Genomic DNA, 16,588 nt, shown 5'->3' with positions numbered 1-16,588 from the left:
AAATGCTGTGAAAGTCAACGGTGAGTGTCGCGCCCGATCTGGCGGTGTGCCTGCATTGGCGCGGGTTTCCGGTCGTTGCCGTGGTTCGGAGCGCCGCGCATTCTAGCCGAATGGCGCAGCGTGCATGACCGCGATCTGCAGACCCGACACGTCGACATCCGGCTCCGGCCCCCAATCGAAGGGCTGTGCATTCTAACGGTGAGCGCCGGCGCGTGCTTCGCAATATGCAGATTTCGACGTGCCTGTCCGCGTTCTCCAGCGACTCGGCGCGCTGTGCAATTCAATGGTGAGCGTGAGCCGGCGATCGGCGCGAGGGCCGTCGGAATGCTGCCGTTCGACTGCCGATGCCGCACGAGCGCTGTTCCTGTCCGACCCGAGCGCAAGGTGGGAGCAACGACGACGCGCGTGCCCGTGTGGATATCCGTCGGCAGAAACGACCCGCGGCACTGTGTATTTCGACGGTGAGCATCCGTGCCCGACCGCATGACGAGCCGCTTCCGGTATGGATTGCCACTCGTCGGTAGCCTTCGAAGCGTGCTTCTCTTATCGATCGAGCGCGTTCGCTCATGTGGATATCCATCCGTCGAAACGACTCGCGGCACTGTGTATTTCGACGGTGAGCATCCGCACCCGATCGGTTGACGAGCCGCTTCCGGTATGGATTGCCACTCGTCGGTAGCCTTCGAAGCGTGCTTCTCTTATCGATCGAGCGCGTTCGCTCATGTGGATATCCGTCCGTCGAAACGACTCGAGGCACTGTGTATTTCGACGGTGAGCATCCGTGCCCGACCGCATGACGAGCCGCTTCCGGTATGGATTGCCCCTTGGCGGTACGCTTCGAAACGTGCGTCAGCTATCGATCGGAGAACGCACGTCCATGTGGATATCCGGCCTGCTCAAGCACTCGAAGCGCTGTGGTTTTCAACGGTGAGAGTGCGCGTATGGCCGGGAGGCAACGCAGTTCCGCACGTGGACAACTACCCCGCCAGCCAGTCGAAGCCCTGTGTATTTCAACGGTGAGAGCGAGCCGGCAATCGCTCGACCAGCGTGTTCAGGCGAGATGTCCAGCCGGCAAACTCACTCTCGCCCCTGTGTATTCGAACGGTGAGCGCAGACGGAGGACCGACGAAACGCGCGGTTTCCGATGTGGATATCCGCCGCCGAAATTCACTCGCCAATCTGTGAATTTCAACGGTGAGCGCCCCGCATGCCGATTCCTGATGTGGATATCCCGGCCCCGACGCCACTCGAAACGCTGTGCAATCGAACGGTGAGCGCGCGAGCCGATCGACAGAGCGGCGCGGCATTGTGGACATCCGACGTCGCCAGCCAATCCGAATGCTGTGCATTCCAACGGTGAGGGTGACGGCCCGATGCCCCGAAACCCTTGTCGCAAGGGGTTCGAGCGCCATCCACCCTGCTGACGGTGAGCCCCGCGGCACGCCCCGCCTTTTCCGCCGGACCATCCGACCACCGCGACACGCCTCCCCATCACACTCCGGCCGCCCCGCGCGAGAACTCTCTCAAATCCCGTCAAAAAGCTGCGCAGTTTTTCTCACGGCAGGCCCCTCCGAGCAAGATGAGAAAAAACATTCTCGGCCGCGCGCGAAAAAATAGAGCCATTCGCTGCCGGCACCCTGCGTCGTCCGACGCCCCGCCGCGCACGGCCCAGAACAGCACGACAGCACAATCCGGAGACATCCCCTCATGACCGCCCGCCTGCCCGTCGACGGCACGCCTGCCCTGTCCGACTACCGCCTGACCGACAACCTGACCGCGACGCGCGGCCGGATCTTCCTGACCGGCACGCAGGCGCTGATCCGCCTGCTGCTGATGCAGCGCGCAGTCGATACCGAACAGGGGCTCAACACGGCCGGCTTCGTCAGCGGCTATCGCGGTTCGCCGCTCGGCATGGTCGACCAGCAGCTGTGGAAGGCGAAGAAACTGCTCGACGCCAGCAGCGTGCGCTTCCTGCCCGCGATCAACGAGGAACTCGGCGGCACGGCCGTGCTCGGCACGCAGCGGGTCGAGGCCGACCCGGAGCGTACGGTCGAGGGCGTGTATGCGATGTGGTACGGCAAGGGCCCGGGCGTCGATCGCGCGGGCGATGCGCTGAAGCACGGCAACGCGTACGGTTCGTCGCCGCACGGCGGCGTGCTGGTCGTCGCGGGCGACGATCACGGCTGCGTGTCGTCGTCGATGCCGCACCAGAGCGACTTCGCGATGATGGCGTGGCACATGCCGGTCGTGAACCCGTCGAACATCGCCGACATGCTCGAATTCGGCCTGTACGGCTGGGCGCTGTCGCGCTACTCGGGCGCGTGGGTCGGCTTCAAGGCGATCTCGGAAACGGTCGAGTCGGGCTCGACCGTCGACCTCGATGCATTGCAGACGCGCTGGCCGGCGCCGGCAGGCTTCACGCCGCCGGCGGGCGGCCTGCACAATCGTTGGCCCGACCTGCCGAGCCTCACGATCGAGGCGCGTCTCGCGGCGAAGCTCGACGCGGTGCGCCATTTCGCGCGCGCCAACAGCATCGACAAGTGGATCGCGCCGAGCGCACAGGCGAACGTCGGCATCGTCACCTGCGGCAAGGCGCACCTCGACCTGATGGAAGCGCTGCGCCGCCTCGACCTGACGGTCGCCGATCTCGACGCGGCCGGCGTGCGGATCTACAAGGTCGGCCTGTCGTATCCGCTCGAAATGACGCGCATCGAAACCTTCGTCGACGGGCTCGCCGAAGTGCTGGTGATCGAGGAGAAGGGCCCGGTCATCGAGCAGCAGATCAAGGACTACCTGTACAACCGCACCGAAGGCGCCCGCCCGCGCGTGCTCGGCAAGCACGACGCGGCCGGTGCGTGCCTGCTGTCCGAGCTCGGCGAGCTGCGTCCGTCGCGCATCCTGCCGGTGTTCGCGGCATGGCTCGCGCGGCACAAGCCGGCGCTCGACCGGCGCGAGCGCGTGGTCGATCTCGTCGCGCCGCAGATCCTGTCGAACGAGGCCGACGCGGTGAAGCGCACGCCGTATTTCTGCTCGGGCTGCCCGCACAACACGTCGACGAAGGTGCCGGAAGGCTCGATCGCGCAGGCCGGCATCGGTTGCCATTTCATGGCGTCGTGGATGGAGCGCGACACGACGGGGTTGATCCAGATGGGCGGCGAGGGCGTCGACTGGGCCGCGCACGCGATGTTCACCAACACGAAGCACGTGTTCCAGAACCTCGGCGACGGCACCTACTTCCACTCGGGCATCCTCGCGATCCGCCAGGCGGTCGCCGCGAAAGCGAACATCACGTACAAGATCCTCTACAACGACGCGGTCGCGATGACGGGCGGCCAGCCGGTCGACGGCAGCATCTCGGTTCCGCAGATCGCGCGGCAGGTCGAGGCGGAAGGCGTGTCGCGCTTCGTCGTCGTGTCGGACGAACCGGAGAAGTACGACGGCCATCACGGGCAGTTCCCGACCGGCACGACGTTCCATCACCGCAGCGAACTCGACGCGGTGCAGCGTGAATTGCGCGAAACGCCGGGCGTCACCGTGCTGATCTACGACCAGACCTGCGCGGCCGAGAAGCGTCGCCGCCGCAAGAAAGGCGAATTCCCCGACCCGGACAAGCGCCTGTTCATCAACGACGCGGTGTGCGAAGGCTGCGGCGACTGCGGCGTGCAGTCGAACTGCCTGTCGGTCGAGCCGCTCGAGACGCCGCTCGGCCGCAAGCGCCGCATCGACCAGTCGTCGTGCAACAAGGACTATTCGTGCGTGAACGGCTTCTGTCCGAGCTTCGTGACGGTCGAAGGCGCGGCGCTGAAGAAGGCGGCCGGCGCCGCATTCGACGAAGCGGCGCTCGCCGCGCGTGTCGACGCGCTGCCGGTGCCGGCGACGCACCTCGACGCGGCGCCGTTCGACATGCTCGTGACGGGCGTGGGCGGCACCGGCGTCGTGACGGTCGGCGCGCTGATCAGCATGGCCGCGCACCTCGAAGGCAAGAGCGCGTCGGTGCTCGACTTCATGGGTTTCGCGCAGAAGGGCGGCTCGGTGCTGTCGTTCGTGCGGATCGCGTCGAGCGACCGCTGGCTGAACCAGGTGCGCATCGACACGCAGCAGGCCGACGTGCTGCTCGCGTGCGACATGGTCGTCGGGGCGAGCGCCGAGGCGCTGCAGACGGTGCGTCACGCGCGCACGCGGATCGTCGTTAACACGCACCGGATTCCGAACGCGTCGTTCGTGCAGAACCCCGACGCGAACCTGCATGCGGACGCATTGCTTGAAAAAATGCACCACGCGGCCGGCGACGGCTACCTGTCGAGCTGCGACGCGCAGGCGCTCGCCGCGAAATTCCTCGGCGATTCGATCGGCGCGAACATCCTGATGCTCGGCTACGCGTGGCAGCTTGGCCTCGTGCCGGTGTCGCTCGCCGCGATGATGCGCGCGATCGAGCTGAACAACGTCGCGGTGCCGATGAACAAGCTCGCGTTCTCGATCGGCCGGATGGCGGCCGGCGACGCGGCGGGCCTCGACGCGTTGTGGAACGCGCGTCATGCGATGGCCGTCCACGCCGCGCCGGAGACGCTTGCCGAGCTGATCGCCGATCGCGAGGCGCGTCTCGACGCGTATGGCGGTGCGCGCTATGTCGAGCGCTATCGGGCGCTGGTGAACGCGGCGCGCGCGAAGGGCGACGATGCGCTGACGCGCGCGGTTGCGACGACGTTCTACCGGCTGCTCGCGGTGAAGGACGAATACGAAGTCGCGCGGCTGTACACGGACGACGCGTTCCGCACGGCGCTCGAAGCGCAGTTCGAAGGCGTGCCGGGGCAGACGTACCGCGTGAAGTTCAACCTGGCGCCGCCGACGGTCGCGAAGGCCGGCAGCGACGGCAGCACGCCGAAGAAGCGCGTGTTCGGCCAGTGGATGTGGCCGGTGTTCGGCATGCTGGCGCGCGTGCGCAGCCTGCGCGGCACGTGGCTCGATCCGTTCGGCCGCACGGTCGAGCGCAAGATGGAGCGCGCGCTGGCCGACGACTACGAAACGACGCTCAAGCGTGCGTTCGCCGCAATGACCCCCGGCAATGCGGCGCAGGTCGTGCAACTGGCCGACCTGCACGCCCGCGTGCGCGGCTTCGGTCACGTGAAGGTGCGCAACCTGGCCGGCGTGAAGCGTGCGGAACGCGAGCTCGCGCTGCAGCTCGGCATCGACGCGGCGACGAGCGCGGCCGTGCAGCATGCGCTCGACGAGATGAAGGGCGCGGGGACGCTGAAGGGGATTCCGGTCGTCGTCGCGAAGTAACGCGAACGTGAGTGGATGTGAAAACGGCGATGCTCGTGCGAGCGTCGCCGTTTTTTTATGGTCCTCGGTGGCTGCGCGCAGGCCGCAGCCGGCCCGTCAAACAATGCCTTTCTTGCGCGTCGACAGCGCGGTTTCAGACAGGTCGATCTCGCGGAGCAGCTTCGTCAGCGTCTCGTCGGAAATCTTGCTGTCGCTGCGCAGCCGGTACAGCGCCGAGCGTTCCGCGCGCACGGCCGCGATCCGCATCTGCAGCTCCATCGTTTCGGCCTGCTGCGCTTGCGCGCGCGGCGTGGGGCCGTCGTCGGCCAGCGCGGCGAGCCGGCGGCGATATTGATCCATCACGCGCGCGGAGATGTCCGCGCAGCGCGCCGCGCCCGATTCGTCGAGATCGGCCGAGATCGCGTCGTGCGACGAATCGACCGCGCGGATCGCGGCCTGCGCGGCGGCCGAGCGTGCGATGCGCTCCTCGTTGCCGAGCGGGTTGCGCGTCGAGCGCACGCCGCGCAGCAGCAGCGGCAGGCCGATCACCCCGACGATCAGCGAGCCGAGGATCACGGCCGACGCGATGAAGATCGCGGTGTCGCGGCCCGGCAGCGGCGCGCCGTCGGACAGCGCGACCGGAATCGACAGCACGCCGGCGAGCGTGACCGCGCCGCGCACGCCGCCGACCGTCATCACCGCGATCGTGCGTACGCCGGCCATCGTGCCGGCGAGGCCATGGCGCGCGGCGCGGCGGCTCGCGAACCAGCGCAGCAGCCACACCCACAGGAAGCGGATCGCATACAGCGCGAGCATCATCGCGCACACGTTGAAGATCATGCGGCCGACCAGCGCGTCGCTCGTATGGTGCGCGTCGACGAGCGCGCGGCCGATGATGTGCGGCAACTGCAGCCCGAGCATGATGAACACCATGCCGTTGAACACGAATTCGATCATCGCCCACGTGCTTTCGGCGCGCACGCGCGACGCGACGGTGCTTTTGCGCGAGAAGCTCGTGTAATTCATCATCATCCCGGCCGACACGGCCGCGAGCACGCCCGACAGGTCGAGGTGCTCGGCGAACAGGTAGGCGGCGAACGGCACCAGCAGCGTCATCACGATGCCGGGGGCCGGATCGCCTTCCTGCTCGGCATTCAGGAAGCGCGTCGACAGCGCGCTGAACACCCACGACACGATCGCGCCCGTCGCGAGCCCGCCGGCGGCGACGATCACGAATGTGACCGACGCGGCGCGCAGCGAGAACACGCCGGTGAGCGCGGCCGCGATCGCGAACTTCAGCGCGACGAGGCCCGACGCGTCGTTCATCAGCGCCTCGCCTTCGAGGATGTGCATCAGTTGCGGCGGAATGCGGCCCTTGCCGGCGATGCCGGACAGCGCGACCGCGTCGGTCGGCGACAGCACCGCAGCGAGCGCGAACGCGATCGGCAGCGGCAACTCGGGAATCAGCCAGTGTGCGAAGTAGCCCACTGCGAGTACCGTCATGAACACGAGCCCGAACGCGAGCATCAGGATCGCGCGGCGCTGCAGGTAAAGCTCGCGTTTCGGAATCCGCCAGCCGTCCGCGAACAGCAGCGGCGGAATGAACAGCAGCATGAAGATCTCGGGATCGAACGTGACGTGCAGGTTCAGCTTCGGCCACGCGAGCATCGCGCCGAACGCGATCTGCATCAGCGGCAGCGGCAGTTGCAACGGCAGGAGGCGCGTGACGGCGCCGGACAGTGCGACGGTCAGCAGCAGAATGAGGACTGTGAAAACGATTTCCATCGATACGGCGAATGACGTGAAATGAAACGATCGTACGGAGTGTAGCGTGCCGACGTGACGGGCGCGTTCAAGCGGTCGGTGCGTGCGCACGGAAATGGTGCGCGAGTAGCGCGCCACGGTGGTGCGGTGGCCGCGTGCGGCCGCGCGGCGCATGGGTTCTGCGCGCCTTGCACGGAGCTTGCTTGAAGGTGGGCAGCCACCCGGCCCGCGCCGGGCAACCGAGGGTCCAACCATGACATTGCGCGCCGTCCCGTTCGTCGTCCGTTTCGCCGGACGTCGCGTTCGATTGCATCACCAGGAGGAAGCATGACGATCGTGCAACAGGAGCGTCCGGCCGCCGCGTCGCCGTACCGGTTCGAGCGGGAGATGAGCTCCGGCCTCGAACGGCTGGCGACGCAGCACCGCGACCTGACGCTGACGACCGTGTTCCAGCCGATATTCAGCCTGTCGCATCAGCGCGCGGTGGGCTACGAGGCGCTGCTGCGCGCGCACGATGCGCTCGACCGCGCCGTGTCGCCGCTCGACGTGTTCGGCGAAGCCGCGCGCCGCGACGAGCTGCTGCAGCTCGACCGGCTCGCGCAGGCGCTGCATCTGGAGAATTTCGCGCTGCTCGGCGCGGAGCGCGAGTGGCTGTTTCTCAACGTCCATCCCGGCGTGCTCACTGACCCGTTCCAGGCGGCCGCGCTGCTCGCGAACCTGAAGCGGCTCGGCATGCCGCCGCGGCGCATCGTGCTCGAGGTGCTCGAACAGCGCGCGGACGACGTCGAGCGGCTCGCGGAAGCCGTGCGCGAATTCCGCACGCACGGCTTCCTGATCGCGCTCGACGATTTCGGCGCGGGCCACTCGAACATCGAACGGATCTGGCAACTGAACCCGGACATCGTGAAGCTCGACCGCATCATGCTGTCGCACGCGGCGCACCGCACCGGGCTCACCGCGATCCTGCACGGGCTCGTGACGCTGTTGCACGAGGCCGGCAAGCTGGTGCTCGTCGAAGGGATCGAGACCGAGCACGAAGCGCAGATCGCGCTGTCGTGCGAGGCCGATTTCGTGCAGGGCTACTACTTCGGCCGCCCGGCGCCGGGGCTGCCCGACAGCGCGGCCGCCACCGGCTGCATCGGCGAGCTGACCGAGCGCTTTCGTCAGCAGACCGAAGCGCGCGAGCGGCGCGACACGCAGCGGCTCGCCCCGTACCTGCGCGCGTTCGAACGCGCGGCCGAGCGCCTCGAGGCCGGCGAGCCGCTCGACGAGGTGTGCTGGAATTTCCTCGCGCTCGACGCCGCCGCGCGCTGCTTCCTGCTCGACGCGCAGGGCCGGCAGTCGGGCCGCAACGTCGTGCTGCGCGCCGATCGCGCGCTGGCCGAGGCGCGCTTTTCGCCGCTGGCGGACGCGCAGGGCGCGAACTGGCTGCGCCGGCCGTATTTCCGCTCGGCGATCGCCGAGCCGGGGCGCGTGCAGGTCACGCGGCCGTACCTGTCGATCAACGAGGCGCAGCCGTGCGTGACGCTGTCGGTGGCCGTGCGCGTCGGCGATGCGCAGCGCGTGCTGTGCGGCGATATCGACTGGCTCGACGACGACGCGCAGGCCGCGTAGCGACGCACGGCTCGCATGCGGAGAGGGCGCGCGGGGCTGCGGGGGCGGCCGTTGCGTTCACCGTGCGCTTCCCCGACAATGGCGCGAGCGCGGCCGTCGTGACCGCGCGCGCCGTCCCGGGGGCCACCATGGCGGCGAATATAAAAAGGAAAACACCATGAAAAGACCGATTTCGCTGACCATCCTCGCGTGGATCATCATCGTGACCAACGCGATCACCTGCGTGTATACGCCGTTCTCGATCGGCATGCCGACCACCCAGGCGCTGCTGTCGCACTACCTGCTGCCCGTCTGGGCGACGCTCGGCATCAGCGTGATCATCGAAGCCGCGAACGTCGTGATCGGCATCGCGATCCTCAAGGGGCGCGAGTGGTCGCGCAAGGCCTACCTCGCGACGTCGGTGTTCGGCTTCGCGTTTTCGTTCGTCAACATGCCGAAGTCGATGTTCATGGTGCTGATTCCCGGCTTCCTGCTGTTCGCGGTGTTCATCTATCTGCTGTTCCGGCGCCCGGCGACCGCGTATTTCCGGCACGCCTTCGCGTGACCTTCGCGTGAGCGTCGTGCGCAACGCGCTGGCGATCGTGCTGTTCTCGATCGCCGGCTTCTGCGTGATGGCCGCGCAGATGGCCGCGTTCTTGAAAGTCGGCCAGGCGGGCGCGACGGTGGTATTCGTCGCCGTGCTGTTCGCGGTGTCGGCCGTGCTGCTGGCCGCCGGCGCGTTTGCCGGCGTATTCCGGCCGCGTGCGCGCGGCGCGGGCATCACGTTGCTCGTCGCGGCCGCGACCACGGCGCTCGGGATGCTCGGCTGGGGGATGCTCGTGCTCACACCGGCGATCGTCGACGTGATGCAGCAGCAGGGCGCGTACCTCGACGCGCGCATGTTCCGGTTCGTGTCCGGCACCGCGGTGACGGCGTTGTCCGCGCTCGTCGGCGTGTGGCTCGTGCGGCGCGGCTGACGTACTGGGCTGAAGTCCGCGGCTGAAGTCCGCGGCGGCCGCGACGCTGGCGTCCGTCACGCGGCTCGGCTAGGATGCGCGAATTGTCCAGACGATTCGCGGGCCGCCCATGAACCGACACGCCGCTTCCTCCGTTCTCCTCGAAGTGATCGCCACGACCGTCGGCGATGCGAAGGCCGCCGCCCGCGCGGGCGCCGACCGCCTCGAACTCGTGACCGCGATCACCGAAGGCGGGCTGACGCCGAGCGTCGGCCTGATCGAGGCCGTCGTGGCCGCCGTGCCGATTCCGGTCAACGTGATCGTGCGTCCGCACAGCCGCTCGTTCGTCTATGACGCCGACGACCTGCGCGTGATCGAGCGCGACGTGCGCGCGGCGGTCGCGGCCGGCGCGAACGGGGTCGTGTTCGGCGCGCTCGACGCGCATGGCGACGTCGATCTCGGCGCGCTGGCCCGGATCGCGGCGGCCGCCGACGGGCGCGCGCTCACGTTTCACCGCGCATTCGACGTCGCGCGCGATCTGAACGCCGCGTTCGACGCGTTGCTGCGCGTGCCGGCCGTCACGTCCGTGCTGACGTCGGGCGGCCATCCGTCGGTGCTCGATGCGGTCGCGACGATCACGCGGCTCGTGCGGCAGGCGGCGGGCACGACCTGCACGGTGCTGGCCGGCTCGGGGCTCACGATCGACGCGGTCGGCGACTTCGTTCGCGCCACCGGCGTGCGCGCGGTGCATTTCGGCTCGGGTGTGCGGCCACGCGGCGAGGTGCTGGCGCCCGTCGACGCGCAACGCGTCGAGCGCGTGCGCGCGGCGCTGGACGGCGCGGCGTCGCACGTGTGACGCGCATGCCGAAGCTGCGCGTGGACTCGTCGAGAAGACTCTTGATCCGCGACGCGCAGGGCAGTCGGATGCAGACGATCGGCCAAGCCGCGGCGCGTCACGTGTTCCGCACGAACCAGGTCCGCTTCGCGGTGCCGAGCAGCGCGCGATAGACGAGCCACGACACGACGAAGGTGGCCGGCGCCGACAGCGACGCGGCGAACCCGGTCGCCTGGTTCAGCACGAGCCCCGCGAACGCGCCCGCGAACCACGCGGTCAGGCCGCCCGGATTGAACACCGGCACGTGCGCGTCGCGGCATTCGACGTCGTCGCCGACGAGCTGCCCGTAGCGCGCCGACAGGATGTGCGCGAGCGCGACGCCGACCCACGCGACGACGAAGATGCCCTGGTACGCGAGCGCTTGCAGGATCCGCGAGAAGATGTCGGCCATCATCAGCGCATAGACGACCGCGCCGACCACGACCGCCCACACGAATTTCGGCGCGCGCAGCCCCGCGACCTTCTGGAAGAACGCCTGCATGTTGACGGTCGCGAGGTAGTAGTTCGCGGTATTGATGCGCGACTGCGTGACCCACACGAACAGCAGCCCCCACACGCCCATCAGCTTCAGCAGCGCGAGCACGACCGACACTTCCGACAGCGTGCCGAGCCCGGGAATCGTGCTGACGAGATAGATGCCGGCCGCGCCGTTGACGAGGAACGTGACGAGGTAGAACGGCATCCCGAAGTTGAAGCGGCCGTGATAGCGGGCGTCGGCCTTGCGGCCGAAGCGCGCGTAGTCGAACGTGAACATCATCAGCACCCATACGCCCATGTAGTAGACGAAGCACTGCCACCAGCCGCCGGCCGGGGCGCCGCCCGCCGGCCCGAAATCGAGCCACGCGGCGTGATAGTCGTACTCGGCCGTCGCGAGCCCGACCGCCGCGAGCAACCCGAACAGGTAGAACGGCAGCAGCACGCCGTTGAACTTGTCGAGCCAGTGCTGCACGCTGCCGAACACGAGCGGCACGCTGTAGCAGACGACGATCAGCGCGGCCCACTTGTAGTCGAGCGCCGGAAACTGGTGATGCGCGGCGACCGCGATCACCGAGCCCTCGAACACCGCGTAGTAGATCGCCGTCGCGAAGAAGATCAGCGTCGCGAGCGCCGCGCCCGCGCTGCCGAACAGCACGCGCGAGAACAGCGCGACCGACAGGCCGGTACGGATCGCGTAACGGCTGATGATCGAATTGACGATGCCGTACGAGACGACCGACAGCGCCATCCCGATCAGCGCGTTGCGCGCGCCGTAGGTGAGCGCGAGCGTCGCGCCGACGACGATGTAGAACACCGCGCTGCAGACGGCCCACCACGCCATCGTCAGCGCAAAGGGCGGCATGCGTGCGTGATCGGGAATGGCGAGCGTCGACAGGTCGAGATCCTCGTCGGTGCGGGCCTGAGCCAGGTTGGCCATGAGCGTGCTCCTCGATGAGCGAAACAGCGGACGACGTCTGGGCCGCGGCTCATGCGAGCCGCGGGGTTGCCCCGACGTCGGGGCGGGCAACCGGTCCGGCGAAAACGGCGCGCAGGCGTTCCCGCCGCGCCGCGCGCGGCCGCACGGATGGGAAACGGAAGCGAAGGATGAAAGCGGAGGGCGGCGCACGGCGCCCGGCGCGACGGCCGGGCGCGTGGCGCTCAGTCCTTCAGTACGGCGCGCAGCAGCGCGAGGCGCCGCTGGTACTCGCGGCGCGCGGCGAGCGCGTCGGCCATCGTCACGCGCACGAAGCGCGCGCGATGGTTCGGCTGCATCTGGCCGATCAGGTCCATGTCGGCGCTGATGACCGTGCCGATCGTCGCATAGCCGCCGCCCGACACCGCATCGCGATGCAGGATGATCGGCTCGACCCCGGCCGGCACCTGGATCGAGCCGATCGGATAGCACGCGTCGACGATGTTCGACGGATCGGCCCCGGCGCCGAACGGCTGCTCGCGCGGCCGGAACTGCAGCGGCCGGCCGTTCTTGTAGCGGTAGCCGATGCGGTCCGCCTCGGGCGCGACCGTCCATTCGTCATCGAAGAACGTGTGCGCCGACGCGTCGGTGAGCCGGTAGTGGTACAGCCCCGGCAGCACGCGCAGTTCGACCTGGCTGTCCAGCGGCCGGCTGACTGACGCCGGCAGCTCGCGCCCTTCGCGAAGCGTGCCGCGCGCCGCGCCGATCGGCAAACGGTCGCCTTTCTGCAGGCGCCGGCCCGCGTGGCCGCCGATCGCGCCGAGCGTGTAGGTCGAGCGGCTGCCGAGCACGACCGGCACGTCGATGCCACCCGCGACGGCCAGGTACGCGCGGGCGCCGCCCTTCACGTAGGCGAACGACAGCACGCTGCCTGCGCGAATCCACAGCGCGACGTTGCAGCGCTGCCCGACGCCGTCGATCTTCGGGGTCATCTCGGCGCCCGTGACGGCGACCAGCGCGTCCGCATGGAACAGCAGCTCCGGGCCGAGCAGCGTGCATTCGAGCACGGCCGCCTGTTCCGGATTGCCGACCAGCAGGTTCGCCGCGCGCGACGCGTACTGGTCGAGCGAGCCCGACGGCGGGATGCCGACGTGGTAGTAGCCTTGCCGACCCGTATCCTGGACCGACGTCGCGAGGCCGGGTTTCACGACCTCGATCAGGTTGTGCGCGTCAGCGGGCATGCAGCACCTCGACGAGAGAACGGTTGACCGCATCGGGATCGCGCCGGAACGCGTCGAGCGAGAATTTCACGGGGCGCGCGCGCAGCGAGAAGGTACCCGCTTCGACGGCCGCCACCGCGGCGTCATAGGCGTCGCGATCGATCGGCTGGAACTTCACGATGTCGCCGGGCCGGAAGAACACCATGAAATCGCGCAGGTAGTCGAGCCGCTGCGCGGGATCGAAGATCGGCGCCGGCGTCACGCCGAACATCTGGTAGCCGCCCGCGCCGCGCACCGAGTAGATGCAGCCGAAGCAGCCGCCGTGGCCGACCGTCAGCTTCGGCGTGTCGGTGCGCGGCCGCAGGTATTTCGGTACTTCGAGCTGGCGTGCGCGCTCGACCATCTGGTACATGAACGGCAGGCCCGCGACGAAGCCGACCATCGACACGAACCACGGCGAGCCCGAGTGCGCGGCGATGAAGTCGTCGACGTCGCGCTTGCCGTTGATCCGCGCCGCATATTCGAGGTCGGTCGACGACGGGTCCTGGTGACGCTCGCGAAACCGCATCAGCGTCTCGTGCGTCCACGGGTCGTTGTACAGCACCGGCACCTCGACGATGCGCGTATCGAGTTCGAGCGGCGCGTCGCCGACCTCGGCCTCGATCGCCTTGAGCAGCGCGACGAGCGTGTCGGGCTCGATCACGTCCGGGTCGTAGCGCACCTGGTAGGACGCGTTCGCCGGACAGATCTCGGTGATGCCCGGCACCGCGCGCCGCTGCAATTCGCGCGTGATCGCCGTGCCCTTGAAGAAGGCGTCGAGCGACATCGCCTCGCTGATCTCGACGAACACGAACTCGTCGCCGCCGAACGTATAACGGGTCGTCACAGGGCCTCCCCGACGCGCGCGGCGTCCGCGGTTTCGTGCTGCCGGGCGGCGGCCGTTGCGGCCTCGCGCCATGACGGCATCCACGCTTCGAGAAAATTCGTGTGATAGCGGCCCGCGCGCACGTCGTCGTCCGCGAGCAGCGCGACGTGCAGCGGCGCGGTGGTCTTCAGGCCGCCGACCTGCAGCTCGCCGAGCGCGCGAGACAGACGCCGCAATGCGGCCGCGCGGCTCTCGTCGTGCACGATCAGCTTCGCGAGCAGCGAATCGTAGAACGGCGGCACGACGTAGCCCGGATAGAGCAGCGAATCGACGCGCACGCCCGGGCCGGTCGGCCACACCAGTGCGTCGATCCGGCCCGGATTCGGGCGGAAATCCTGCAGCGGATCTTCCGCGTTGATCCGGCATTCGAGCGCGGCGCCTCGCATCGCGATGTCGGCCTGCGCGAACCGCAGCGGCTCGCCGTCGGCGATGCGCAGCGTTTCGCGCACGAGATCGATGCCGGTGATCGCCTCGGTCACCGGATGCTCGACCTGGATGCGCGTGTTCATCTCGATGAAGTAGCACTCGCCGCGCGCATCGTCGAACAGGTATTCGAGCGTGCCCGCGCTGCGGTAGCCGACTTCGCGCGCGAGGCGCGTGGCCGACGCGCACAGCGCGTCGCGCTGCGCCGGCGTGAGCGACGGCGACGGCGCTTCCTCGAGGATCTTCTGGCGGCGCCGCTGCAGCGAGCATTCGCGCTCGAACAGGTGGACGACGTCGCGGCCGTCGCCGAGCACCTGCACCTCGATGTGCCGCGCTCGCGCGATGAAGCGTTCGAGATAGACGCCGCCGTCGCCGAACGCGGCCTGCGCCTCGCGCTGCGCGAGCGGCAGTTCGGTGTCGAGCTGCGCGGCGTCGTGCGCGACGCGGATGCCGCGCCCGCCGCCACCCGCGGCCGCCTTGATCATGATCGGATAGCCGATGCGCGCGGCGACCGCGCGGGCCGCGTCGAGCGACTGGACGACGCCGTCGCTGCCCGGCACGGTCGGCACGTTCGCGCGCCGCGCGGTGTCGCGGGCGCGCGCCTTGTCGCCCATCGTCGCGATCACCTGCGCGCCCGGGCCGACGAAGATCAGCCCGGCCGCCTCGACCTGCGCGGCGAACGCCGCGTTCTCGGACAGGAAGCCGTAGCCCGGATGGATCGCGTCCGCGCCGCATTGCCGCGCGGCGTCGAGGATCGCGGCCGGATTCAGATAGCTCTTCGCCGCATGCGACGACCCGATGTGGATCGCTTCGTCGGCCATGCGCGCGGCGAGGCTGTCGCGGTCCGCGTCGCTGACCACGGCGACCGCGCGCATGCCGAGCTCGCGTGCCGCGCGGATCACGCGCACCGCGATTTCGCCGCGGTTCGCGACCAGCACGGTCTTGATCCGCGACGGTCGATAGAAGGTGTCGGGGGCGTTTGCCGGCTTCATCGCATCACCCCTCGATCCGCATCAGCACCTGGCCGGCGTCGACCGGCTCGCCATCGTCGACGAGCAGCTCGACGACGCGGCCGGCCGCATCGGCTTCGATCTCGGTGAACTGCTTCATCACTTCGACGAGGCCGACCACCGCGCCGGCCGCGACCGTCGCATCCACCGCGACGTAGTAGTCCGCCTCGGGCGACGGGCGCCGGTAGAACGTGCCCGGCAGCGGGCTGACGATGTCGTGCAATGCCATCTTGCGTCTCCTTGAATCGGGTTCAGTGATGAGCGGCGAGCGGTCGCGGGCCGGCGGTCCGGATGCCTTCGCGGACCAGCGCGTCGCGCGTTTCGCGCACGAGTTCGAGCGCGCCGGGCGTGTCGCTGTGGATGCAGACCGAATCGAAATCGATGTCGATGTCGTCGCCGTCGATCGTGCGCACCTTGCCGTCGATGCACGCACGCAGCACCTTGTCGGCCACCTGCTGCGAGTCGAGGCGCCCGACGCGGCGCGTGAACACGATGGAGCCGCTGCGGTCGTAGTCGCGATCGGCGTAGAACTCGCGAATCACCGGCTGTTCGTACTCCCTCGCCACGCGATACGTGACCGACGCTTCCATGCAGTACAGCCACAGGCCGGGATCGACGCGCTGCAGCGTCTCGATCAGCAGCCGCGAGAACGCCTCGTTGGCCGCCGCGTGCATGTAGAGCGCGCCGTGCGGCTTGACGTGCTGCAGGCCCACGCCGTTGAGCCGCGCGAACTCGCGCAGCGCGCCGAGCTGATACAGGATGTCGTGGACGAGCGCCTGCGGCGTTTCGGTGATCGTGCGGCGACCGAAGCCCGCCAGATCGCGAAAGCCCGGATGCGCGCCGATCCCGACGCCGGCGTCGCGCGCGAGCTGCACCGTGCGCGCCATGATGTTCGGGTCGCCGGCATGAAAACCGGTGGCGATGTTCGCCGAGCTGATGAGCGGCATGATCTGCTCGTCGACGCCGTCGCCGATCGTCCACGGGCCGAAACCTTCGCCCATGTCCGAATTCAGGTCGACACTGTGCTTCCTCATACGGTTCGTTCCTCCAGGTTCTCCGGTTTCGCGTGCGCCGCAGCGCGTGTCGACACCGTGTTGAACGCAGGTTAGCCGTGCGGGGTGCGTCAAAATAGTTCTATTTTTATATGCGAGCG

Annotated in this window: 12 protein-coding genes; 5 read left to right on the top strand and 7 right to left on the bottom strand. The window is 68.6% G+C overall.

The genetic code is table 11. The features are described from left to right. The first annotated feature begins 1,707 nt into the window (after positions 1-1,707). A complete protein-coding gene (locus AP428_RS12335) occupies positions 1,708-5,280 on the top strand; it encodes an indolepyruvate ferredoxin oxidoreductase family protein (protein ID WP_054928108.1) in 3,573 nt (1,190 codons plus the stop codon). Between the two features lie 96 nt (positions 5,281-5,376). On the opposite strand, the gene AP428_RS12330 is transcribed toward AP428_RS12335, so the two are convergent. Further along, complete coding sequence (locus tag AP428_RS12330) at positions 5,377-7,044, bottom strand: Na+/H+ antiporter (protein WP_054928153.1); 1,668 nt, start codon at positions 7,042-7,044, stop codon at positions 5,377-5,379. 306 nt (positions 7,045-7,350) lie between these two features. Between AP428_RS12330 and AP428_RS12325 the strand changes: the two genes are divergently transcribed. From AP428_RS12325 to AP428_RS12310, 4 genes are all read left to right on the top strand, one after another. Next, on the top strand, positions 7,351-8,637 hold the full coding sequence (locus AP428_RS12325; RefSeq protein WP_011546344.1) for an EAL domain-containing protein: 1,287 nt from the start codon (positions 7,351-7,353) through the stop codon (positions 8,635-8,637). A 157-nt stretch (positions 8,638-8,794) separates the two neighbouring features. After that, a complete protein-coding gene (locus AP428_RS12320; protein ID WP_054928107.1) occupies positions 8,795-9,181 on the top strand; it encodes a hypothetical protein in 387 nt (128 codons plus the stop codon). Between the two features lie 7 nt (positions 9,182-9,188). Next, positions 9,189-9,593, top strand: a complete 405-nt coding sequence (locus AP428_RS12315; RefSeq protein WP_054928106.1) for a hypothetical protein — start codon at positions 9,189-9,191, stop codon at positions 9,591-9,593. A gap of 109 nt (positions 9,594-9,702) precedes the next feature. After that, a complete protein-coding gene (locus tag AP428_RS12310) occupies positions 9,703-10,428 on the top strand; it encodes a copper homeostasis protein CutC (RefSeq protein WP_053524072.1) in 726 nt (241 codons plus the stop codon). A gap of 97 nt (positions 10,429-10,525) precedes the next feature. Here AP428_RS12310 and AP428_RS12305 read toward each other — a convergent pair whose 3' ends face one another. From AP428_RS12305 to AP428_RS12280, 6 genes are all read right to left on the bottom strand, one after another. After that, positions 10,526-11,881: a cytosine permease gene (locus tag AP428_RS12305; protein ID WP_054928105.1), complete on the bottom strand. Its 1,356-nt coding sequence runs from the start codon at positions 11,879-11,881 to the stop codon at positions 10,526-10,528. Between the two features lie 221 nt (positions 11,882-12,102). Further along, positions 12,103-13,098 carry a biotin-dependent carboxyltransferase family protein gene (locus tag AP428_RS12300; RefSeq protein WP_006483468.1) on the bottom strand — a complete coding sequence of 332 codons (996 nt, stop codon included), beginning with the start codon at positions 13,096-13,098 and terminating at the stop codon, positions 12,103-12,105. Then, the gene (locus AP428_RS12295; protein ID WP_054928104.1) at positions 13,088-13,963 is read right to left on the bottom strand and encodes an allophanate hydrolase subunit 1; all 876 of its coding nucleotides are present in this window, start codon (positions 13,961-13,963) and stop codon (positions 13,088-13,090) included. The genes AP428_RS12300 and AP428_RS12295 overlap by 11 nt, the downstream gene beginning before the upstream one ends. Further along, a complete protein-coding gene (locus AP428_RS12290; protein WP_054928103.1) occupies positions 13,960-15,417 on the bottom strand; it encodes an acetyl-CoA carboxylase biotin carboxylase subunit in 1,458 nt (485 codons plus the stop codon). Before AP428_RS12290 ends, AP428_RS12295 begins: the two co-directional genes overlap by 4 nt. Before the next feature lie 4 nt (positions 15,418-15,421). Continuing rightward, positions 15,422-15,664: an acetyl-CoA carboxylase gene (locus tag AP428_RS12285; RefSeq protein ID WP_027812637.1), complete on the bottom strand. Its 243-nt coding sequence runs from the start codon at positions 15,662-15,664 to the stop codon at positions 15,422-15,424. A 22-nt stretch (positions 15,665-15,686) separates the two neighbouring features. Further along, positions 15,687-16,469, bottom strand: coding sequence for a 5-oxoprolinase subunit PxpA (locus AP428_RS12280; RefSeq protein WP_054928102.1), 783 nt, complete (start codon positions 16,467-16,469; stop codon positions 15,687-15,689). Positions 16,470-16,588: the final 119 nt, after the last annotated feature.

Origin of the sequence: Burkholderia sp. E168m22 (assembly GCF_001319805.1) — a bacterium.
Taxonomy (GTDB): Bacteria; Pseudomonadota; Gammaproteobacteria; order Burkholderiales; family Burkholderiaceae; genus Burkholderia; species Burkholderia orbicola.
This window is presented reverse-complemented; position numbering and strand designations above follow the sequence as displayed.